This is a genomic window from Hoeflea sp. 108, from assembly GCF_000372965.1.
Taxonomy (GTDB): Bacteria; Pseudomonadota; Alphaproteobacteria; order Rhizobiales; family Rhizobiaceae; genus Aminobacter.
Map to the genome: position 1 here is coordinate 110628 of NZ_KB890025.1, position 22284 is coordinate 132911.

Below are 22284 nucleotides of genomic sequence, written 5' to 3' on the forward strand. Positions count from 1 at the left end.
CTATTGCTGACGTTGGGGCAAGTTGATGTCAATGCAGGGGCAAGTTGTTTTCCTGAAATTCAACACGGAAAACTGGAGGCCGTCATTTTTGGATTAGCGTATGCTCTTAAGAGTCAGTTATTGCTGCGAAGCCGAAAGATGATACAGAGTATAGGTGCAATGATAGAAAATTGCACCCTTTAGTTGAGTTCGTGGTCGATCCGACATGCTGTCGACGAGAACCTGTCGTGTCGCTTTTGAACTTCACCGACGCGACGTTGCGTTGACGTCAATGCCCAGGCGCACTGCCTCGGCGCACAGTTTGTCGAATACACCATCGTGCAAGGCGAGGCCTTCGACCAGTGCCTTGCGCTTGCGTCTGGCGGCGCTTTCGCCGGGCAGCCGGACGCGTTCGACGCCGGGGCGCGGCGGGTTTGTGCGGCATGCTTCTGCCAGCCAGCCGGTCTGGCGGGTGAAGGCTGCTTCTCCGGCGAACGCGGTAGGGTCGATGACTTGAAGGAACACCGAGGCGTTGGTTCCCTCAGGCTTGTCGGCGCGACCGAAGCCTGCGAGGCCTTGCGTCAGCGCTTCGACGAGGATCGCCAGCGCATAGCCCTTCTGACCGTGATCGAGGCCGCCGGCGGGCAGGATGGTGCCGCCGTTGTTGAGCACGCGCGGGTCGTTGGTCGGATTGCCGTCGCGGTCGAGCAGCCACTGGTGCTCGAATGTTTTTCCCTCGGCGATCAGCCGCGAACTCATATTGTTGGTGGTGATCGAGGCGCTGACGTCGATCAGGATCGGATCGCCGTCGGTCGGAATGCCGGCGGCGATCGGGTTGGGCGTGAAGATGCCGCGCGTGCCGCCGAAGGGAGCGACCGAGGCGCCCGAGGGGCTGGAACTTGCCAGCAGCGCCACGTAGCCGCGATCGGTGGCGCGGGTGAGATAGGCTGCGAGGCAGCCGATGTGGTGGCTGTTGCCGATGGTGACGGTAACCGTGCCGTAGGTGGCGGCGCGCTCGACCGCGAGGTCCATGGCGGTCGCTGTCAGCCAGGCGCCGGGCAGGCGCAAGCCGTCCCAGGCAACGCAGGCGCCGCGATCCGAGATCACCCTAGGTGCGCCTGATTTGGTCATGACGCCGTTGCGGATGCTTTCGAGATACCAGGGGGCGAGTGCCAAACCGTGGGTGGTGTGGCCCATCAGGTCTGCCTCGACAAGGATCTCGGCCACCGCATGAGCCTTGTCAGGCTCGAGGCCAGCCGCCTTGAAGATGGCGAAAGCCAGATCGGTCAGCGTGTCGGCGTCGTGGAGTTCGGGAGCCATTGTCAAACCCTTGCGTAGAGGTTTCTGGGCGAGCGGCTCGCCGCGGAGGAAGGCGAGCACGTTTTCGGCGGTCATGATCGAGACGGCGCGGCGCGCGTCCTCGGTTACGCCGGCGACATGCGGGGTCAGAAGCACATTGGACAGTTGCCACAGCGGGCTGGCGACCGGCGGCTCTTCGGCAAAGCTGTCGAGCCCGGCGCCGGCAATGCGCCCGGCCTGAAGCGCCGCGATTAGCGCCGGCTCATCGACGACTTCGCCGCGCGCCGTGTTGATGAGGAATGCAGTCGGCTTCATCAGGGCGATCTCGCGCGCGCCGATCAAACCGCGGGTGCCCTCGGTCAGCGGACAATGCAGGCTGACGACGTCGCTCTCAGCCAACAGGACATCGAGCGACGGGGCGCGGACAACGCCGCCGGCAAAGGCTGCATCAGGCGCGAACGGATCGTAAGCCGAGACCTGCATGCCGATGGGCGTAACCATCCGGGCAAGGATCTGGCCGATGAGGCCGAAGCCGACGAGGCCGAGCTTCTGGCCGCGCAACTCGCGCCCGGCATAAAGCTTCTTGTCCCACCGGCCGTTGCGGATATGCCCGTCCTGGCGCAGGAAATCCTTGGTCAGGGCGAGGATCAGCCCGAGCGCGTGTTCGGCAACCGAGTGGGCGTTGGCGCCCGTGGCCATGATGACAGGGATGTTCATCGCCTTTGCGGCAGCGACATCGATGTCGTTGGTGCCGACGCCATGCTTGGCGACGATCTTCAGCTTGCTCGAGGCAGCCAGCATGTCGCGGTCGACCAACTCCACCAGCCGCACCACAAGGGCCGCCGGCTGGTGCCGTTCGATCAGCGCCATGACCTCGGATTTCGTCGGATAGGCTTCGGTCGAGATACACTCGATGCCGGCGATTTCGAGCATGGCAAGGCCCTCGGCAGCCATGCGGCCGCCGATCGTAACGATCGTCGTTGTCATCGTTCTTTCCTGTCGTGCCGCAACAGCGGCGTCGGTTCAGCCGACCTTGAGGTCAGCGCGAGAGGTCGAGCACCTTGTTTTCGAACAGCCGGTTGCGCGAGCCTTCGAGGTGCTCGCGCATGCGGTCGCGCGCCAGCTCGGATTCGCCTGCGGCGATGGCGTCACAGATGCCGCGATGCTCGTCATAGACCTGTTCCAGCTTGGTCAGCGGACCCATCAGGGACAGGCCGTGTAGGTTCATGCCGACGGCGATGTGCTGGCGCAGCGCATCGAGGCAGGCGGTGTAATAGTGGTTGTTGGCGGCCTCTGCCACCGAGCGGTGGAACAGGAAGTCGACGTCGGAGCGGTGGGTCTGGTCGCGCGTCGCATCTCGTAGTTCCGCCAGTGCCGCGCGCATCTTCTGCATTGAGGCGTCGTCGTGGCGAAGGGCGGCGAAATAGGCGGCTTCCGGCTCGATGGTCAGGCGGAACTCGTAGCAGCGCTGGATGTCGGCGATGGTCTTGACCGGCGAAAAGCCGAGGCTTGTCTTCTGGGTGTCGAACACGCGGACATAGGTGCCGGAGCCTTGGCGGGAATAGACCAGGCCGACATCGCGCAGCCGACCGAGTGCATCGCGCACGACCGGCCGGGAGACACCGAGCAGCGTTGCCAGGTCGTGCTCGCCCGGCAGCTTGGATCCCGAAGGGAATTCGCCCGAGACAATACGCTCCTGCAACTGGTCGAACACCTTGTCGACCAGCTTCGGCGCCTTGGAAGCGGCCTTATGGCCGTTGCCCGACTTTTCGCCCGTTTCGGTGGTGTCAGGCTCGGTTCCGTCCTGCTGCAATTCGGTCGTCATGTGTGTTCCGCCTGTTCCCCGGTCGGCGGCCGCAAGAGATCGGAAAGAACCGCGACCGTCCCGAATCCGCCGGATTTTACGACACAGCGCAGCCCCTCGCCATGGCGTGTCGCAATGGTGAACCAGGGCAGGCCCGGCGCCACCTCGCCCCGCGGAAATAGCACGTCGACGCCAAGCGCGCCAAGTATGGCAAGTGCCGTGTCGCCGCCACCCATGACAAGCGTGGAGGGACGAAGGCGCTCGACGGCTTCGGCCACGCCGACAGCGAAGTCGGTGGCGACCCGGCCGGGGTCGTCAACCTGGTCGCCGGTACAGCGGACGACCAGCGGCAGGCTGGCATCTGGTGAAAGCTCGAAATGTCCGGCAGGTGCATCGAGCATGCCGATGCCGGGATGATCGTATTGAAGCCGCGCCACCTGTCCGTCGGTGATCGGGTCACGCGAGCCGAAGGCATACAGCGCCTCGTCATCGGCCGGGAATGGCTGTTCTTTCCCTAGGGCATTGCCGCCGAGATGACGGGCGAAGGCGAGGCCCAGTCCGCGGGCGCCGATGGCGACCGCATCCGACCAGTTGTGTGCGGAGATGATGGCGTCGAGATCCGCATCGTCGTCCGCATCGAGTACTTCTGTTGGCAAGCCGAGGCCGGCCAGCGCCTCGCGAACAGGCAAGGGAGTGTCGACGCCGCGGCCGAGCACCACGCCGTCGCGCGTGAAGCGACCCTGATCGGGTACGGCTGGAGCGACGACAAGCAGGCCGCGCCCCGATGTTTCGGCGAGAGCTTGTGCTTCGGCGCCGACATTGCCCTTCAGGCGCGAGTCGATCTTCTTCATCACGATGCCGGGGTCATGGGGCATCAGCCGGATCGCGACATCCCTGACCCTGGCCGATGCGACGTCGGCCGTCAGTGCCCGCGACGCCGTGCTGACCGCAAAGACATCCGGCTTGATGGCAAGCGCCTTGCCGGTCGCTTCAGGGGTCGTCGCCACCGCCACCTTGAGACCCGAGGTGACGAAGGGCGCCGAGGTGTCGAGCGCTCCGGTCAGGTCGTCGGCGACGATGGCGAGCATCAAGGTCATTCCGGCAGTCCGTCGGTCACGGCATGGCAGGCAACATGATGGCCTGCTGCCACCTCGCGCCACTCGGGCACGACAGCCTTGCACTTATCCATGGCGATCGGGCAGCGCGTGTGGAAGCGGCAGCCGGCGGGCGGCGCCAACGGGCTCGGCACGTCGCCCGTCAATATCTGGCGCTGGCGCGTCTTCTCGAGTTCCGGATCCGCCTCGGGCACGGCCGAAAGCAGCGCCTTGGTGTAGGGATGCAGCGGGTTGGAAAACAGCTGCTCGCGCGTCGCCAGTTCCGCCATGCGGCCGAGATACATCACGCCGACGCGGGTGCTGATGTGGCGGACCACGGCAAGGTCGTGCGCGATGAACAGGTAAGTGAGACCGTACTTCTCCTGCAGGTCGAGCAGCAGATTGATGATCTGCGCCTGTACCGAAACGTCGAGCGCCGAGATCGCTTCGTCACAGACGATGAATTTCGGCTGGCAGGCGAGCGCCCGGGCGATGGCGACGCGCTGGCGCTGGCCGCCGGAGAGTTCGTGCGGATAACGCTGGGCGAAGCGAGCCGGCAGGCCGACATCGGCGAGCAGGCGCGACACCCGCTCGGGCAGCTCGGCCTTGGTGGCAAGCTTGTGGAACAGGATCGGCTCGCCGACCACCTCGCCGATGGTCATACGCGGGTTGAGCGTCGAATAGGGGTCCTGGAAGACGATCTGCAGTTCGCGGCGATAGGGCCGCATGCGCTTTTCATCAAGCGAGACGATGTTCTCGCCCTGGAAGATGACCTTGCCCGAGGTCGCCTTCTGCAGGTTGAGCAGAGTGAAGCCGGTGGTCGACTTGCCGCAGCCGGATTCGCCGACCAGCGACAGCGTCTCGCCGGCGAAGATATCGAAGTTGACGTCGTCGACGGCATAGACGGTGGCGCCGCGCTCGCCGAAGGCACCGAGGCGGACGACGAAATGCTTGACGAGGTTCTCGACCTTGATCAGCGGTTCGGCAGCCATCACGCGGCCTCCATCATCTGGCGCTGGGCGACGAAGCAGGCGACGCGATGGCCGCCCGAACCGGCGACCGGCTCGAGAACAGGCACGCGCTCATGGCAGATGCCTTCGGCCAGCGCGCAGCGTGGCGCAAACGGGCAGCCCTTGGGGCGACGACCCGGTTCGGGCGGCGTACCGCCGATGGAGGACAGTCGGCTGGCGCGTTCGTCCGACAGCTTGGGGATCGAGGCCAGCAGGCCGCGCGTGTAGGGATGCGTCGGGTGGGCGAACAGCTCACCGACAGGCGCGTCCTCGACAACCGTGCCAGCATAAAGCACGGCGACCCGGTCGACGAGGCCGGCGATCAGCGCGAGATCGTGGGTGATCCACACCACCGACATGTTGAGCTTCTTGCGCAGATCCTTCACCAGGTCGACGATCTGCGCCTGGATGGTGACGTCGAGCGCGGTCGTCGGCTCGTCAGCGATCAAAAGCTCCGGGTCGCAGGCAAGGCCGATGGCGATCATGACGCGCTGGCGCATGCCGCCCGACAGTTCGTGCGGATAGGCCTCGATGCGCTGTTCCGGACCGGGGATGCCGACGAGGCGCAAAAGTTCGATGGCGCGGGCACGCGCCTCGGCCTTGGTCATGCCGCCATGGTAGATCAGCGGCTCGCACAGCTGGTCGCCGATGCGCATGACCGGGTTGAGCGAGGTCATCGGATCCTGGAAGACGAAACCGATCTTGCCGCCGCGCACCTGGCGCAGCTCCGATTTCGTCATCTTGAGCAGATCGCGGCCGGCGAATTCGGCCGAGCCACCCTTGACCCTGATCTTGTTGGGCAGGAGCCTGACAAGGCTGAGCATGGTCAGGCTCTTGCCGCAGCCGGATTCGCCGACGACGCCGACCGTCTCGCCCTTGCCGACGGTGAGATCTATGCCGTCGACGATCACGGCGGGGCCACGGCGGGTGTCGATCTCGATGGTCAGGCCCTTGATATCGAGCAGCGGTTTGTTGTCTGCGGGAGCGGTCATTTGCTGCCCCTCGGGTTGAGAGCGTCATTGAGGCCGTCGCCCAGGAAAGAGAAGGCGACGGTGGCGAGGCCGAGCACGGCGGCGGGTGCGGCGAGCAGATGCGGATAATGCTGCCAGACACGCAGGCCGTCGGAGATCATGTTGCCCCAACTGGGCGTGGGCGGATTGACGCCGACGCCGAGGAAGGAGAAAGCGCTTTCCAGTACCATCGCGGTGCCGAGGCCGGCGCTGACCGAGACGATCAGCGGGCCGATGGCGTTGGGCACGATGTAGCGCATCAGGATCAGCCGGTTGGTCAGGCCGAGCGCGCGGGCAGCGGTAACATAGGGCCTGCCACGGATAGACAGCACCTGGGCGCGGACGAGGCGGGCGTAGGGCGGCCAGCTGATCAGCGCCATCGAGCCGAACACCAAAAGGAAGTCGACCCAGATTGTCTCGCGGTAGAACGGGTTCAGCGTCGCCTGGTAGCGGGCCTCCATCCAGGCGGTGATCGGCGTCTTCAGCGAGGCGTTGATGACCACGACGAGCAAAAGGTTGGGCACTGACATGGTCATGTCGGTGAACCACATGACGGTGCGGTCGAACAACCCGCCGAAGAAGCCGGCCATGGCGCCGAGCGCGACGCCGATGACAACAGCGATCGTGGTCACCACGATCGCCACGACGAAGGCGGTGCGGGTGCCGTAGACGACGCGGGAGAAGACATCCCGGCCGAGATCGTCGGTGCCGAACAGATGGGCAAGCGATGGCGCCTGGTTGCGGGCGTTGAGGTCCTGGGTCAGGAAGTCGTAGGGCGTCAGCCACGGGCCGAAGACAGCGACGAAGGCGAGCAGGATGACCACGGCGAGACCGGCGACCGCCAGCTTGTTGCGCAACAGGCGATGCCAGGCATCGCGCCACAAGCTGACGGGGGGCTCGTCGTCGGCCACGGAGGAGGGGAGTGTGACGGGTGTCATGGTCATGTCAGCGGCTCCTCATCGTGTCGTTGGCGCGCGGATCGAGCAGCGGGTAGAGCACGTCGACCAGAAGGTTCGACAGCATCACCAGAAACGAGCCGATCAGCGTGATGGCCAAGATGACGGGATAGTCGGAATTGGTAAGCGCCGAGACCGTCAGGCGGCCGAGACCCGGCAGGCCGAATACCAGTTCGACGAAGATGGCGCCGTTGACGATGGTGATCATGATCAGGCCGAGCTGGGTGACGACTGGTGTCAGCACCGGCCTCAGGATATGGCGCAGCGCCACCACCATCTCGGGCACGCCCTTGGCGCGGGCCGTGCGGACGAAATCCTCCGACAGCACCTCGATCACCGCGGCGCGCGTCTGGCGCACGATCAGGGCGATCGGCTGGAACGAGAGCACGAGCAGTGGCAACAGGATACGCAAATCGAAGATGCCGCCCCAGCCATAAGGAACCTTGCCGCCGGGCAGGACGAAGATCAGCGCCACCATGAGCAGCGGGCCGGCGACATAGGCTGGGATGGCCCAGAGGAACAGCGCCGAACCGAGGATCGTGTAGTCGATCTTGGTGTTCTGGTTCATCGCCGCGATCATGCCGAGGGGAACGGCGACGATCGCCGTCAGCACCACGGCGCAGAGGCCGAGCTTGAACGACACGGGTGCGGCGGCCGACACCATCGCCCAGACCGATCGGCCCGAGGTCAGCGAGTTGCCGAAATTTCCCTGCAGAAGGTTCAGGATGTAGCTGCCGAACTGGACGAGGAACGGTCGGTTCAGGCCGGCGGCATCGCGGATCGCCTCGATCTTCTCGGGATTGTAGGCAACGTCGCCCGGGGCGCGCAAGAAGATCAGCTTGATCGGGTCGCCGGCGCCGTAATATGCCATGGCGTAGACGGCCAGCATGACCAGCAGGACGGACGGAATCCACAGCAGCAGCCGTGTTGCAATATAGCGCAGCATGGCGGGCGGCCTCCCACCGCACGGTATCAGTTCGAAAAGAGTAGCACGGGGGACGAGCCCCCGTGCGCGTTACCGGGACATCAGCCGACGGTGATTTCCCAAGGAGCGACAACCTGCCAGTCGAGGTTCTTGTCGATGCCCTTTACATTGGCGTTGGCCCAGCGCGACATCGCCTGAGCGTACCAGGGAATGAAGGTCCAGTCGTCGCGGAAGACCTTCTGTGCCTCCTGGGCAAGTGCGACGCGCTGCGGATCGTCGGCCGCCTTGGTCGCGGCTTCTGAGAGCAACTGATCGACCTTGTCGTTCTTGTATCCGCCGAGCTTGTTCTGGGCGTTGGACGAGGTCGAGGCGATGGAGCCGGCGAGATAGCTTACGGCATCCGGCACGCGCGTGCCGACGTCGTCGCGGAAGATCTGCACCGAGTTCTGGTCGGGACCGGCATAGGCGTCCTGCTGCGGCTTCATGTCGACGGCGGTGATGCCGAGATTCTGGCGCCACTGCTCGGCGATGAACTGTGCGGCTGCCTCGTTGGCCGGCGAGGAAATGCCGACGAACAGGATCTTGGGCAAGCGCTCCGGACCGCCATAGGTCGACTCGGCGAGCAGCTTCTTGGCGCCTTCCGGATCGTATGCGTAGGGCTCGAAGCCGGAATTGTCGGCGCCGGGTACGGAGTTGATGACCTGGTCGGTCTTCTTGTGCGGGCCGTCGGGGAACGAGGCCTTCATCAGGCCATCGCGGTCGACCGCCATGATCAGCGCCTGGCGAACCTTGGGGTCGTCCATCGGCGCGCGCTTGGAGTTGAACCAGAAGTGCTGGCTGGTGGGGATCAGCGGACCGGAGGCAAATTCGCTGCCGAGATCCTGCACGATGGTCGAGGTGACCAGCTCGGTATGGGCGTTGAACTCGCCCGATTTGAGCAGCGAGGTCGCCGTGACATTGTCCTCGATCGAGGTGATCTCGATGCGGGCGAGCTTGGGCTTAGGGCCGAAGAAGTTCTCGTTCGGCTCGAACACCAGCTTGCCGGCGTCGATGTCGATGCTGGTCAGCTTGAACGGGCCGGAATAGACAGCACCCGCGTCGGGCGTGAACCAATCCTGGATCTCGTTGCCGTCCTCGCCGCGCGACTGCGAGGCCTTGGTGATCGGCACGATGTGGTTGGCGACGCGCATGAAATAGATCGGGTCGGCCTCGATCAGCGTCACGACGACGGTGCCTTCGTCGGGGGTGGCGACGCCGGAAATGGTGTTGGCGCTGCCGCCGGTCACTTCAGCGAAGCCTGCGACCTTGCCGAGAACCTGGTCGGCACGCTGGCTCTTGGTGCCGGGCATCGCCGCCACGTTCCACGACCCGGCGACATCTGCCGAGGTGATCTTGCTGCCGTCGGAGAAGGTTGCCTTGGGGTCGAGCTTGAAGGTCCAGGTCTTGGAGTCGGCCGAGCCTTCCCAGCTGGTGAAGACGTAAGGGTGGATCTTGCCTTCGCTGTCGAAATACATCGGCGATGCCCACCAGGCCGAGTTCCAGCGATAAGGCACGCCGCCGCCGCGCAGCGGCGACCAGTCCTGATTGAAGGCCGGATTGGCGACTTTCAGCACCTGGCCTTCCTGTGCAAAGGCGATCTTGGCATTGAGGCCGAGCAGCGTGAAGCCCACAGCACTGCCCAGGCCGAGCCTGAGCGCGTCGCGGCGGGTCATCCCGGCGCGCGACGGAGTCTCGGTGTTCCGTTTCGACATGACATTCCTCCCGTGAAATCCATGAACGGCGATGCTCTGGTCCATCGAAAGGCAACAGACACGGGAGCGGCGACCGTGGCCGAACAAATGCCGCCATATTGTAAACATGTCAATTCATTTTTTGCTGCCAGAAGTCGATAAAATTAGCGTTTGGTGAACTGAATGAAATTTTCTTGTTAAAAATCAATATGATGGACAGATTCGCACAAAGGGCGTCAGTGGGGTGGTGAAAAAGCAACTTGACAACTTATCTGCTTGTGGTCAGTTTTCGGCCATAAAGCCAAGTGCAGTTCGCGCCTCGAGGTGCATGCGCTCGGGAGGATTCCAGCACGCGGGGACCGGGTAGCCGGCATTACCTGCGACAAGACGGACAGGGAGCGATGGCGAGTTCTAGCCGCACGATTGGCATCACCATGGGGGACCCGGCGGGCGTCGGCCCCGAGATCATTTGCAAGTCGCTGGCCGAGATGGGTGCCGCCGACCGCGCCACCATGCGGGTCTTCGGCAACCGCGACAGTCTTGAAGCGGCAGCCAGCATCGTCGGCGCGCCGCTGAAGTTCGCTTCCGTCTCGGATGGCGCCGACACGGTTGCCGTCGAGCATGTCGCCATCGAGGGCGGCCCGATCGCCTTCGGCAAGATCGACATTCGCGCCGGTGACGCCTCATTCCGCTTCATTGCGCGTGCGGTGGAAGCGGCGACCGCAGGTGAGATCGGCTGCATCGTCACCGCCCCCATCAACAAGGAAGCGTTGAACCTCGCCGGCCACCACTATGACGGCCACACCGGCATGCTGGCGCATCTCACCGGCTCGCGCTCGTCCTGGATGCTGCTTGCCGCCGAACGCATGTCGGTCATCCACGTCTCGACCCATGTGTCGCTCAAAGACGCTATATCGAGGGTCAGGCCCGAGCGCATTCTGGAGACCATCCGTACGGGCCATAGCCATCTGCGCCGCATCGGCATCGAAAACCCGCGCATTGCGGTCGCCGGCCTCAACCCGCATTGCGGCGAAAACGGCCTGTTCGGCACCGAGGACGACGAGTTCATTGCCCCTGCAGTCGCCGCGGCCAAGGCCGAGGGCATCGATGCCTACGGCCCGGTGCCGCCAGATACAGTCTTCCACCGTGCCTATACTGGTGCCTTCGACCTTGTGGTCGCGCAATATCACGACCAAGGCCACATCCCGATGAAGCTGGTGGCCTTCGAGACCGGCGTCAACATCTCGCTCGGCCTGCCCATCGACCGCACCTCTGTCGACCACGGCACCGCCTTCGACATCGCCGGAACCGGCAAGGCCAACCACGTCAACATGAACTCGGCGATCGCCTATGCGCGCAAGCTCGCCGGAACGCCTCGGGTGACCGCATGACCAGTTTTGCAATCTCGGGCGTCTTCTCGGCTGCCGCTACGCCCATCAACGCCGACCTTACGCCCGACCATGGCCTGCTGGCCGCGCATTGCAAGCGGCTGCTCGACGAGGGCTGCCATGGCGTGGCCCTGCTCGGCACCACCGGCGAAGCCAATTCGTTCTCGCTGACCGAGCGCAAGGCGATGCTGGAAAGCGTCGTCAAGGCGGGCGTCTCAGCCGACAAGCTCATGCCCGGCACGGGTGTCGCCGCCATCCCCGAGACCATCGAACTGACGCGCCACGCGCTCTCGATCGGCGTCGACAAGGTCGTGATGCTGCCGCCCTTCTATTACAAGGGCGTGTCCGACGACGGCCTGTTCGATGCCTACTCCCGCATCCTCGAAGGCATCGCCGACGACCGGCTCAAGGTCGTGCTCTATCATATCCCCCAGGTGTCTGGCATTTCGCTGTCCGTCGAGCTCGTCGGCCGGTTGATCAAAGCCTTCCCGAAAACCGTCGTCGGCATCAAGGAATCCAAGGGCGATTTCGCCAACATGCAGGCGCTGGTGCAGGCCTATCCGGGCTTTGCCGTGTTCCCGGGCGCTGACCCGCTGATGTTGCCGCTGTTGCGCGAAGGCGGCGCCGGCTGCATCACCGCGACCTCCAACCTGATCGCGGATTCGCTGCGCACTGTCTTCGACAACCATGCGACCGCTGGCGAAGAGGCGAAGGTCGAGGCGGCGCAGGCGCGCATCAACGCCTGGCGCAACCTTTCCAACAGCTACGCACAGATCCCGACCATCAAGGCGATGGTCGGCCTCAAGCACGGCAAGCCGGCCTGGCAGCGGCTGCGCCCACCGCTTGTGTCGCTGAGCGACGGCGATGTCGCCGCGCTCAGGCCGCAACTGGAGCAGCTGCCGTGAGCACGGGGACGGCCATGGGCGCGGCACAAGCGGAAGCATCCGTCATGACCCACGCGGAGGTGGCAGCTCGCATGGACGGCAAGATGAGGGCTGCCGCACCGGGACGGTGGGACGCCTTCCTGCCGTCACCGACAGTGCAGAACCACGCCGCAAACCTGTCGCTGTTGCCCGATGGCACGCTGGCTTGCGTCTGGTTCGGCGGCACGATGGAAGGCATGGGCGACATCTCGATCTACATGTCGCGACTGTTGCCCGGTTCGGATGTCTGGTCGGCGCCGGAGAAGATGTCCGACGACCCCACGAAATCAGAACAGAACCCGATGCTGTTCAACGCGCCCGACGGCAAGGTCTGGCTGCTCTACACCTCGCAGACCTCGGGTCATCAGGACGGCGCGGTGGTCAAGCGCCGCATCTCCGAGGATGGCGGCAAGAGCTTCGGCGCCGTGACCACGCTCTGCGACGTGCCGGGCACCTTCGTGCGCCAGCCGATCATCGTCAACGGTCGCGGCGAGTGGCTTTTGCCGGTGTTCCGCTGCATCGGCCGGCCGGGAACCCGCTGGAGCGGCGACGTTGACACGGCCGCCGTGCTGGTGTCGACCGACGCCGGCACCAGCTGGGCCATGCGTGACGTAGCCGACAGCATCGGCGCCGTACACATGAACATTGTGCCGCTCGGCGGCGACGAGATGGTGGCCGTCTTCCGCAACCGTTTTTCCGAACAGGTTCTGCGCAGCCGCTCGCGTGACGGCGGCCGCGGCTGGAGTGCGCCTGAACCGACCGACCTGCCCAACAACAACTCGTCTGTGCAGGCCGTGCGCATGGGCGATGGCCGCATCGCCATCGTCTACAACCATGCCAATGCGTCGATGTCGGATGACCGGCGGCTGTCGCTCTATGACGAGATCGAGGGCGACGAGCCTTTGGCGACCGAGCCGGCTGCAGAGCCGGAGGGGCGCAAGGCCGTCTGGGGCGTGCCGCGTGCGCCGCTCAGCCTCGCATTCTCGTCCGATGGCGGCGAGAGCTTCGGCGGCCGCATCGACCTGGAGACGGGGGACGGCTTCTGCCTCACCAACAACTCCAAGGACGGGCTGAACCGCGAGTTCTCCTACCCGTCGATCGTGGCTGCGCCCGATGGGGCGATCCATGTCGCCTTCACCTATTTCCGCCGCGCCATCAAATACGTCCGCCTGACACCGGCAGACATCTGATGCGTATCAGCGGCGACCATATCCAGCAGGAGCAAAGACGATGAACGGTCTCAACACGCCCATCACGATCGTTCGGCCGCCGGTCATCGAGTTCGGTCCCGGTGTGGTGTCCCGGCTCGCCGGCTGGGTGAAGTCGCGCAACATCACAAAGGCCCTTGTCGTCGCCGACGCGTTTAATGCGGCGCGTGTGGACACGCTCGATCTCGGCGTCGAGACGGTCGTCTTCGGCGAGGTACGCCCGGAGCCGGACCTGCCCAATCTCGAAAAGGTGCTTGAGCTCGCGGCCCGTTCGGAGGCCGACCTGATCGTCGGTTTCGGTGGCGGCAGCGCCATGGACCTCGCCAAGCTCGTTTCGGTCATGGCGGGCACCGGCCAGCGCCTGCAGGACATCGTCGGCGTCGGCAAGGCCACAAGGCGGCGCGTCGCTCTGGCGCAGGTGCCAACGACCTCGGGCACCGGCAGCGAGGCCGGCATCCGCGCCTTGGTCACCGATCCGACGACGCAAGCCAAGCTTGCCGTCGAAAGCATCGAGATGCTGGCCGACATCGCCGTCGTCGATCCCGCGCTGACCATGACCGTGCCCGCTGCCGTCACCGCAGCGACCGGCGTCGATGCGATGGCTCATTGCGTCGAGGCCTACACCAACAAGAAGGCGCATCCGATGATCGACCTCTACGCGCTGGAAGGCGTGAAGCTGGTCGGTCGCTACCTCGCCCGTGCGGTCAAGGACGGTAGCGACGTCGAGGCCCGCGCCGGGCTGGCACTCGCCTCGCTCTATGGCGGCTTCTGCCTCGGCCCGGTCAACACTGCCGGCGGCCACGCGCTCGCCTATCCGCTGGGCACGCGCTGGCACATTGCCCATGGCGCTGCCAATGCGCTGATCTTTCCACATGTGCTCGCCTTCAACCTGCCGTCGGCAGGGGAGAAGACCGGCCACATCCTCTCGGCCCTCGGCTTGCCGGAGGCCCATGCCGTGCAGGATGTGTTCGGCTCGACGCACGACTATTGCGCTTCGCTTGGCATCGAGATGCGGCTGTCGAAGCTCGGCGTGCCGGAGAACGACCTGGAGACGATGGCCGACGACGCCTTCGCCATTCGTCGCTTGCTCGACAACAACCCGCGCGACCTGGCGCGTTCAGATATTCTGTCGATCTACCAGACGGCCTATTGAGCGCGACGCTGCCGATGGAATGCGCCGGCAATCCGGGTCAGCGGTCTTGAAGCAGCGTTTCGACGAGGGTGGCGGTCCGCGCTCTCCAATCGCCCGCCCGATAACCGAAGTCGCGTTGGAATGCGTCCGAATTCAGCTCTGAATTGGCCGGGCGCGCGGCTTTTGCCGGCCACATGGAGCTGCTGATCGGTTCTACAACGGCGCTCGGGCCGCCCAGAGGAGCGCTGACCTCAAGGACATGCCGTGCAAGCTCATACCAGCTGGCTCGACCTTGCCCGGCGAGATGATAGAGCCGGCCCGGAAAGCTGCCGGTGGAGCGCCTTGTGTTGGCGGCGGCAAGAATGCCGTCGGCAAGATCGTCTGCTTCCGTTGGATTGCCGAACTGGTCGGCGACAACGGTCAATCTGTCCCGGCTTTGCGCGGCCGTGAGCATCGTCTTGACGAAATTGCGGCCATAGCGGCTGACGACCCATGCTGTGCGTACGATCAGGTGATCCGGATTGCCGTCGCGCACGGCATCTTCGCCTGCGAGCTTGCTGCGCCCGTAGACCGTCTGCGGATTGGGCAAATCGGCCTCGACATAGGAGCGAGCCGACCGTCCGTCGAACACATAGTCGGTGGATACCTGGATGATCGGGATACCCGACAGCCTGGTCAGGCGGGCCAACGCCGACGGTGCCTCGGCATTCATCGTGAAGGCACGCTCAGCCTCGTCTTCCTGCTGGTCGACACCGGTATGCGCCGCTGCATTGACGACCAGGTCCGGGGCGATCAGCTTGAGAACCGGGGCAAAGGTGGCTGGCGCCTCCAGATCCAGATTCGGCCGTCCGATGCAGACGAGTTCAATCCCCCTATGGAACTGCGCTCGCGCCGCAAGGGCGCGCGCCAGCTGGCCTTCCGTTCCGGTGACGAGGATCTTCACTTCGCCTCGACCAGTCCGAGCCGGTTGCCATCGAAGCGCTGTTCGCGGATCGGTCGCCACCACCAGCCGTTTGCAAGATACCAGTCTACCGTTCGTGCCAGTCCGCTTTCGAAGGTCTCCAACGGGACCCAGCCAAGCTCGCGCTCGCTCTTGGCCGGGTCGATGGCATAACGCCGGTCATGTCCGGGACGGTCGGTCACGAATTCGATCAACTCGAGATGCGAGCGTCCGCCCTGACGCGGCCGACGATTGTCGAGGAGTTCACAGATTGCCTCGACGACCTGGAGATTGGTGCGCTCGGCGCGGCCGCCGATGTTGTAGCTCTGGCCTGCGCGTCCCTTGGTCAGCACAGTCTCCAGCGCGCGTGCATGATCCTCGACGAACAGCCAGTCGCGCACATTGGCGCCCTTGCCGTAGACCGGCAAGGGCCGCTCATCGAGCGCATTGGCAATCACCAGCGGGATCAGTTTTTCGGGGAAGTGGTAGGGTCCATAATTGTTCGAGCAGTTGGACAGCACCACAGGCAGCCCATATGTCTCGTGCCAGGCACGGACGAAGTGGTCCGATGCGGCCTTGGATGCCGAGTAAGGAGACGAAGGCTTGTAGGGCGAGTCTTCCGTGAACACGCCGGCATCGAAGGGCAGGTCGCCGAACACCTCGTCGGTCGAGACATGGTGGAACCTGAAGGTTTCCCGCCGGCTCGCGTCCAGGCTGCGCCAATGGTCGAGGGCTGCAGACAGCAGGCTCGCAGTGCCGACGACATTGGTGGTGACGAAGGCCATCGGGCCATCGATCGACCGATCGACATGGCTCTCCGCTGCCAGATGCATGATCCGGTCGACGTTTTCGTCCGCTAGTATCCGCCTCACCGCGTCCGTGTCGCAGATGTCTGCCCGATGAAAGGCATAGTTCGGATGGCCCTCGAGATCGCGCAGCGATGTCAGGTTGCCGGCATAGGTCAGCTTGTCGAGATTGATGACCCGGTAGCTGCCTGTGCCCACCAGGTGGCGGCACACTGCCGACCCGATGAACCCGGCGCCGCCGGTGACCAATACGGTTTGCGTAGCTTGCTTCACGGGTAGACGAATCCTGTTTCGATTTCGGCGAGCAATGGTGCTGCACTGTCCTTTGCCGACAAGGTCATTTCGGCTGCCTGCACCGGCCAATCGATCGCGATGGCGGGATCGTCGAAGCGAACCGAGCGGTCGTGCGGCTGCGAATAAGGGGCGGAGACCTTGTAGACGACCTCCGTGTCCAGCTCGAGCGTGACAAACCCATGGGCAAATCCCTTGGGCACGAGGATCTGGTTCCAGGCTTCGGCCGAAAGCTCGATGCCCACCCATCTGCCATAGGTCGGCGAGCCCTTGCGGATGTCGACCGCGACATCGAAGACCGAGCCGCGCAGCACCCGCACCAGTTTGTCCTGGGCAAAGGGCGGCGTTTGGAAATGCAATCCGCGCATCACTCCACGACCGCGCGAACAGGAGTGGTTGTCCTGCACGAAATCGACCGTGATGCCGGCCTGCGCCAGCTTTGCCGCATTCCAGGTTTCGGAGAAGAAGCCGCGCTCGTCCGCGAATTTCGGCGGCCTGATCTCGAACACCCCGTCCAGGCCCAGACTAATTATTTCAACCATGGGTTATCCCTTGACCCATTTTCGACGCAATAAGAGCAGTCACTATAAGCCAGTGCAATACGTGTCGCGTGCTTCGATGAGCCTAACGGAACTATCCAGTGCGTTTTCGGGCCGCGACCTGCTTGAAGAAGTCCATTCGTCTGGCGAAGGTCTGTTCGAAAGTATGCTGTCGGGCAAAGGCCAGGGCGGTGCGGGATTTTCGAGCAATTTCCGCTCTATTGCCGGCTATCTTGACGACTGTGTCTGCCAATCCCGCAGCGTCGTTTTCGCCTACGCACCAGCCGGCATCGACGCGCTTTATCAGGCCTGCCAATGCCTCGTTGCCGTAGCCGGCGATCGGCACGCCAAGGGCAAAAGTCTCCAGATAGGTCGACGAGGGGTCGCCCTGCTTGTGGCAGCAGAGGAACAGGTCCGCCTGCTGCTTGACGAAGGGCACGAGCTTCTCCTGGAATGGCAGCACGCCCATCATGGTCACGTGGTTGCCAAGATCGTCGCGGGCGATACGTTGCCTCATGGCGTCTTCGAGCACGCCTCCGCCACAGATCGACAGTTTGAAGTTCAGTCCCCGGCGGCGCAGCATGTTTGCAACGACGATAAGGTCCATGGCACCCTTCATTTCGTTGAGACGACCGGAAAAGACGAGGCGCAAGGCAGCCGTGCTGTCGCTGGATGCGGTCAGGCGCTGCTCCAGTTCGTGCTCTGCAATGAGCGCGGATTGTTTTACCCAGGAAGCGAAATACAGCAGGTTCCTGTCGTTGAGGGCGGCATACGCATCATAGGTCGGGGTGCCGTTCGCTTCAAAGCCGGCAGCTGCCGCGATGCTCCTGCGTATCTGCCGTTCCTGGCCTCTTTCCCACCACCGGCGACGCCAGCGTTTCAGAAGGTTCGGGGCCGTTTCATCGACGATCTGGAGCCGGGTCTTAAGCGAGTACTCGGTGTTGTAGACGTTGGCGATCTGCCTTGGGCCGACGATGTCGGCAAGGTCGTGCGTTTTGTAGTGAGGGCCCCAGTGAACGAAGCCGGATTGGCTCGCCAGGTTTCGAAGCTCTTCGGACTCGAACTGGATTGCCTTGATCTCGAAGTCTATGTCCTTTGGGTCGACCCGGACGTTGTCGAGATTGTCGGTTGCAGCGTGGGCCGGATCCATGACCGCGACGACCGGGCCATCCCAATGGGCCACGTAGTGGTTCATGCCTTCGATGAACTTCTTGGTGAGCGTGAAGCTGCCGTCGTCGTGGGCCACGACGGGAAGGCTGGTCAACTCGGCAAACACACGGCTCATATGTCAGGCCTCGAGCTAATGGAGCGCAGTCTCATTAACCTCATCATCTTATTTGAATACTACCATGCAGTTCATTGGCGATCGCTTATTTTCAAGGCGACCGTTTGCCAATAAGACAGAAGTGGACCTCGCGGCGAGCGTGCATGCTGCCGTAACGATGTTCTTCAGGAGAGCTTATGCGTTCAACCTGGTGCACATTTTGCCTTGTCTGGCTGTTTTCGCTGGTGGTATCGCCGGCGCTTGCCGAGTACAGGCTACAGCCGGGTGACACGGTTGAGATTTCAGTCGCCCAACAGACGAACCTGAATCGCCAGGCGGTGATTGCGCCGGATGGTCGCCTGTCGTTGCCGCTTGCCGGTCACCTGCAGGCGGAAGGGCTGACGGTGGAGGAGCTTGAGGCGGCACTGGTGGAGCGCCTGAGCAGCTTTTTCAAGGACAAGCTCAACCTGACTGTCATGTTGCTGCCGAACCCGCAGCACATGCCAACCGTCTTTGTGGTCGGCGATGTGAACACTCCCGGAGCCTTCCCCTTCAGGCAGGACATGACCGTGCTGCATGCGGTCAGCGTCTCCGGCGGCCTGTTCAGGTCGGCTCTGCTTGCGGCCGATCGCGATCGCGCCCTGGTCGTTGAAGGTGAGATCGAGCGGCAGCGCAAGCGTCTCGTCGAGCTTCAGCTGAAGATGGCGCGCCTTCAGGCCGAACTGGACGACCGGGACAAGATAGAAGTGCCGGCGCAGGTGAACTCGTCTATCTCCAAGGGCGTGCTGGACGATCTTCTGGCGGAGGAACAGAAGATCCTCGAACGCCGCCGCGATGAAGTTCAGATGCAGCTCGATGCCAAGAAGCATATCGACGAAATCACGCAGCGCAGCGCCGAAGCAGCACAGGAGCAGATGCAGACCGTGACGCAGCGCATCGAGCTTGCAAAGCAGCGGCTGGCAAGCACCTCGATACTTGTCGACAAGGGCCTGGCGAATGTTTCGGTACGCCTTGAGATCGAAGGTAGCATTGCCGAGCTGGAAGGCATGCGAAACTCGCTCCAGTCCGCCATGGCCACAGCCGAAGGCTCGGTCGCAGCCGAGGCCAACCGGCTGCAAGGGCTGTTGGAAGAGCGTCGGACACGCGACCTGCTCGACCTCCAGGATACTCGGCGCGAGGCCGACGAATTGGCTGCCAGCATGGCTGACAGCGAAAACGTTCTCTCGATCTATTCGAACGATGCCGCAAACACCCGCGGCCGCAATGCGACCCGCACGGTCGAATACCGCATCGTCAGGTCGGAGAACGGGCAGACAAGCGAGATCGAGGCCAACGAAATGACCAAGCTTCGGCCCGGCGACCTGGTGCGCGTCGTCTTTGTCGATACGTCAGGCCAGTCGGAAGCGCAGCTGACGGGTGGCGCTGCCACTGGCGCCACCGGGCAATAGCGGGCAGACTATTCTGGGTTGAGAGCAGGAATAAGATACGCAGGCATGGACGCTCGAAACGATGCGTCAGCGGAGCGACGGCATGGACAATGAACTGACCCGGATTGCCTATTATTATCTCGACCTCCTGTTGAGGAAGCCGCTCTACTGGCTCGTGCCGGCAGCCATTGTGTTCGCCTTGGGCGCCATGTTCGTCTTTTCCAAGCCGAGGACCTACTACACCGAAGCTCTTATGGTCGTTGAATCCCAGCAGATTCCGTCGTCCCTGGTGGAATCCACCGTTGCCAACGAGCGGACCCAATTCATCGAGCAGCGCGTGCTGGTCCGCGAAAACTTGCTTACCCTGGTCAACAAGCTCGATCTGTTTCCAGGCCTCCGCTCGGGCCTGTCCAACACGAAGCTGGCCGAGCTCGTGCGCAGCCACATCAAGATCAGATCCGTCAACACCGGGACACCCGATCAGAATCCCACCAGTTCGACCTTTTATATCGGCTTCGAGTACAGCGACCCGCAGCTTGCTGCAGCGGCCACGAGCGAGCTTGTTTCGATGATCATCGAAGAGAACAGGCGGACGCGCACCTCGCGCGCCTCGGAAGCCACCCAATTCCTCGAACGCGAAGTATCTGACCTGGCAACCCAGGTGAAAACGAGCGAAACGAGCTGGGCGCAGTACATGGAACAGAACAAGGAAATCCTGCCGGGTCGTGTGGCGGGTTATCTGACCGAGCTGCAGGACAAGGAGCGTGACCTGACTGCGGCAGAAAAGGCGTTGCCGGACCTCGAGGAAGAGCTGCGGCTCCTGGAGGTCCAGTTCCAGCTCAACGCGCCGCTGGCGAACTCGTCGGCAGCCAATCAGCGCACTCAGCTTACCAATCTCAAGGCTGAACTCAGTCAGAAGTCGTCGATCTATTCGGACACCCACCCTGACATCGTGGCATTGAAATCCCAGATCCAGTTCCTTGAGAACCAGATCGCGCAGGCGGGCACGACGCCCCCGCCGACCGCCGACACGAACTACAGCGGACTGAGCCCGGAAATGGCGCTCGTGGCGGAAAGGATCGCATTGGCAAAGCCCAAGCGAGAGGCGCTTATACGCCAGCGCGACCAATTGCGCGAACGGGTTGCATGGCTGCGTGAAACGATTGCGCGGGCGCCGGAAGTGGAGGCGGAACTGGCGACACGTCTCCGTGAGAAGGAAAGCATCCAGCGCAGCCTCGACGACATGAAGGCCAAGCTGGAGACCGCCCGCCTCGGGCAGCGCCTGGAACAGGACCAGTATTCGGCCCAGATCCGTGTCCTCGAACAGCCGGAGACGCCGAGATACTCAACAGGGGCTGGGCGCACCACGCTGATGTTCGGGGTGCTGGCGCTGGCCGGGCTCGCCGGGCTCGCCTGTGTCTACGTATCCGACTTGTTCGACAGAACCATCAGGCGCACTTCCGATCTGGCGGGTGCGCTGCAGGGACAGGTACTCGTCGTGATCCCCCAATGGTCTTCCTCGGACAGCTTCTCCGGCAGGGTCAGGAGGTTTTTTGGCGCGTCGCTCGGACTGATGCTGCTGGGGGCGGGGATATACGGTCTTCAGCCCCTCGACCAATCCCAACAATTCCTGCAGTCTGGCTTGTCTCTCACGAGAGCTGGCGAACTCTCGGCGCAACCGGTTCATATCTAGGTCGACACGATGGAACGCGTAACCGAAGCATTGCAGCGGGCAAGGGCCGAACTGGCAGGCGAGAGCGCACCGCTCAGACCTGTCACGCCACTGCGCGACGCCGGACCCGACAGCCGATCGAGGCAGGATGGCGGTGTCGCCGGTCATTTCCGCCGCGACGCGGCGGGATCGCCGTTGGCGGCGGATCCGCGCTTTCCACTCGTCAGGCTTGACGAAGCGGCGCTGGAGCAGAATCGGGTCGTTGCAAACGACAGCAGCAGCCCGCTGACGCGTTATTACGACATGCTGCGCAACCAACTGCTGAGCAACAAGGAGGGCATGGTCGGCACCATTGCGGTCACCTCGCCCACCGCCGGATGCGGTGTAACGGTCACGGCGATCAATCTTGCCTTCAGCCTTGCCCGGATGCGGACGACGAATGTGTTGCTGGTCGACGCCAATCCGTCGGATGCGGGCGTGGCTGCGAAGTTGAGGTTGTGGGACGGATTGACGACAAGCGATGCCCCCGACGGCATCATCCGGGCCGAAGCCGGCGAGGTGTGCGTATACATCGTGACGGCTCCTGGGACCGCAGGCGAAGTGGTTGATCATCATCGCTTGTCGGAACTTGTCGAAAGCGCACGCAAGGCGGTCAGGCCGGCTTTGGTCGTTCTGGACCTGCCGCCGATGCTGGCCAATGACGAGACTATCCCATCGGCGCTCGATGCTGACCGCCTTGTGCTGGTGCTTGCCGTTGGTGAATCGACTGTCGCTGATCTCGAGGCATGCAAGACGTTCTTGGGTTCGAAAGCCGGTGTGCAGGTGGTGCTAAACAAGACGAGGTGGCACGACCTTTAACGAAGTGCGCGCCATTATCGGCCGACCGG

General features: G+C 63.5%; 19 protein-coding genes. 7 read left to right on the forward strand and 12 right to left on the reverse strand.

Annotation, left to right across the window (positions count from 1 at the left end):
- Positions 1-243: 243 nt before the first annotated feature.
- The 8 genes from B015_RS34165 to B015_RS0126580 all read right to left on the reverse strand — a co-directional run bounded on the left by B015_RS34165 (position 244) and on the right by B015_RS0126580 (position 9828).
- On the reverse strand, positions 244-2265 hold the full coding sequence (locus B015_RS34165; RefSeq protein WP_018430795.1) for an Ldh family oxidoreductase: 2022 nt from the start codon (positions 2263-2265) through the stop codon (positions 244-246).
- Positions 2266-2317: 52 nt separating this feature from the next.
- Positions 2318-3103: a FadR/GntR family transcriptional regulator gene (locus B015_RS0126550; protein ID WP_018430796.1), complete on the reverse strand. Its 786-nt coding sequence runs from the start codon at positions 3101-3103 to the stop codon at positions 2318-2320.
- Positions 3100-4179, reverse strand: a complete 1080-nt coding sequence (locus tag B015_RS0126555; RefSeq protein ID WP_018430797.1) for a four-carbon acid sugar kinase family protein — start codon at positions 4177-4179, stop codon at positions 3100-3102. Before B015_RS0126555 ends, B015_RS0126550 begins: the two co-directional genes overlap by 4 nt.
- The gene (locus B015_RS0126560) at positions 4176-5168 is read right to left on the reverse strand and encodes an ABC transporter ATP-binding protein (protein ID WP_018430798.1); all 993 of its coding nucleotides are present in this window, start codon (positions 5166-5168) and stop codon (positions 4176-4178) included. Before B015_RS0126560 ends, B015_RS0126555 begins: the two co-directional genes overlap by 4 nt.
- The gene (locus B015_RS0126565) at positions 5168-6178 is read right to left on the reverse strand and encodes an ABC transporter ATP-binding protein (RefSeq protein ID WP_018430799.1); all 1011 of its coding nucleotides are present in this window, start codon (positions 6176-6178) and stop codon (positions 5168-5170) included. Before B015_RS0126565 ends, B015_RS0126560 begins: the two co-directional genes overlap by 1 nt.
- Complete coding sequence (locus tag B015_RS0126570; RefSeq protein ID WP_026227761.1) at positions 6175-7134, reverse strand: ABC transporter permease; 960 nt, start codon at positions 7132-7134, stop codon at positions 6175-6177. The genes B015_RS0126565 and B015_RS0126570 overlap by 4 nt, the downstream gene beginning before the upstream one ends.
- A 7-nt stretch (positions 7135-7141) precedes the next feature.
- A complete protein-coding gene (locus B015_RS0126575) occupies positions 7142-8098 on the reverse strand; it encodes an ABC transporter permease (RefSeq protein WP_018430801.1) in 957 nt (318 codons plus the stop codon).
- Between the two features lie 80 nt (positions 8099-8178).
- Positions 8179-9828: an ABC transporter substrate-binding protein gene (locus B015_RS0126580; RefSeq protein WP_018430802.1), complete on the reverse strand. Its 1650-nt coding sequence runs from the start codon at positions 9826-9828 to the stop codon at positions 8179-8181.
- A gap of 380 nt (positions 9829-10208) precedes the next feature.
- Here B015_RS0126580 and pdxA point away from each other — a divergent pair, with 380 nt between their 5' ends.
- The 4 genes from pdxA (at position 10209) to B015_RS0126600 (ending at position 14479) form a co-directional block, all read left to right on the forward strand.
- Positions 10209-11198 (forward strand): 4-hydroxythreonine-4-phosphate dehydrogenase PdxA, encoded by a 990-nt coding sequence (gene pdxA, locus B015_RS0126585; RefSeq protein WP_040457322.1) that lies wholly within the window; start codon positions 10209-10211, stop codon positions 11196-11198.
- Positions 11195-12100: a dihydrodipicolinate synthase family protein gene (locus B015_RS0126590; protein ID WP_018430804.1), complete on the forward strand. Its 906-nt coding sequence runs from the start codon at positions 11195-11197 to the stop codon at positions 12098-12100. The genes pdxA and B015_RS0126590 overlap by 4 nt, the downstream gene beginning before the upstream one ends.
- Before the next feature lie 71 nt (positions 12101-12171).
- Positions 12172-13308, forward strand: coding sequence for an exo-alpha-sialidase (locus tag B015_RS0126595; protein WP_018430805.1), 1137 nt, complete (start codon positions 12172-12174; stop codon positions 13306-13308).
- A gap of 40 nt (positions 13309-13348) precedes the next feature.
- A complete protein-coding gene (locus tag B015_RS0126600) occupies positions 13349-14479 on the forward strand; it encodes an iron-containing alcohol dehydrogenase (protein ID WP_018430806.1) in 1131 nt (376 codons plus the stop codon).
- A gap of 37 nt (positions 14480-14516) precedes the next feature.
- Here the strand turns inward: B015_RS0126600 and rfbD are convergent, their stop codons facing one another.
- The 4 genes from rfbD to B015_RS31635 all read right to left on the reverse strand — a co-directional run bounded on the left by rfbD (position 14517) and on the right by B015_RS31635 (position 18310).
- Complete coding sequence (gene rfbD / locus B015_RS0126605; RefSeq protein ID WP_245262421.1) at positions 14517-15464, reverse strand: dTDP-4-dehydrorhamnose reductase; 948 nt, start codon at positions 15462-15464, stop codon at positions 14517-14519.
- Positions 15398-16477 (reverse strand): dTDP-glucose 4,6-dehydratase, encoded by a 1080-nt coding sequence (gene rfbB / locus B015_RS0126610; RefSeq protein WP_157632923.1) that lies wholly within the window; start codon positions 16475-16477, stop codon positions 15398-15400. The genes rfbD and rfbB overlap by 67 nt, the downstream gene beginning before the upstream one ends.
- The gene (gene rfbC / locus B015_RS33120) at positions 16474-17037 is read right to left on the reverse strand and encodes a dTDP-4-dehydrorhamnose 3,5-epimerase (RefSeq protein WP_026227763.1); all 564 of its coding nucleotides are present in this window, start codon (positions 17035-17037) and stop codon (positions 16474-16476) included. Before rfbC ends, rfbB begins: the two co-directional genes overlap by 4 nt.
- Positions 17038-17128: 91 nt before the next feature.
- Positions 17129-18310: a glycosyltransferase gene (locus B015_RS31635; RefSeq protein WP_157632924.1), complete on the reverse strand. Its 1182-nt coding sequence runs from the start codon at positions 18308-18310 to the stop codon at positions 17129-17131.
- A gap of 185 nt (positions 18311-18495) precedes the next feature.
- On the opposite strand from B015_RS31635, the gene B015_RS0126625 reads away from it, so the two are divergent.
- From B015_RS0126625 to B015_RS32300, 3 genes are all read left to right on the forward strand, one after another.
- Positions 18496-19746: a polysaccharide biosynthesis/export family protein gene (locus tag B015_RS0126625; RefSeq protein WP_018430811.1), complete on the forward strand. Its 1251-nt coding sequence runs from the start codon at positions 18496-18498 to the stop codon at positions 19744-19746.
- 82 nt (positions 19747-19828) lie between these two features.
- Positions 19829-21418 carry a hypothetical protein gene (locus B015_RS0126635; RefSeq protein WP_018430812.1) on the forward strand — a complete coding sequence of 530 codons (1590 nt, stop codon included), beginning with the start codon at positions 19829-19831 and terminating at the stop codon, positions 21416-21418.
- 174 nt (positions 21419-21592) lie between these two features.
- Positions 21593-22255 carry a hypothetical protein gene (locus B015_RS32300; protein WP_157632925.1) on the forward strand — a complete coding sequence of 221 codons (663 nt, stop codon included), beginning with the start codon at positions 21593-21595 and terminating at the stop codon, positions 22253-22255.
- Positions 22256-22284: the final 29 nt, after the last annotated feature.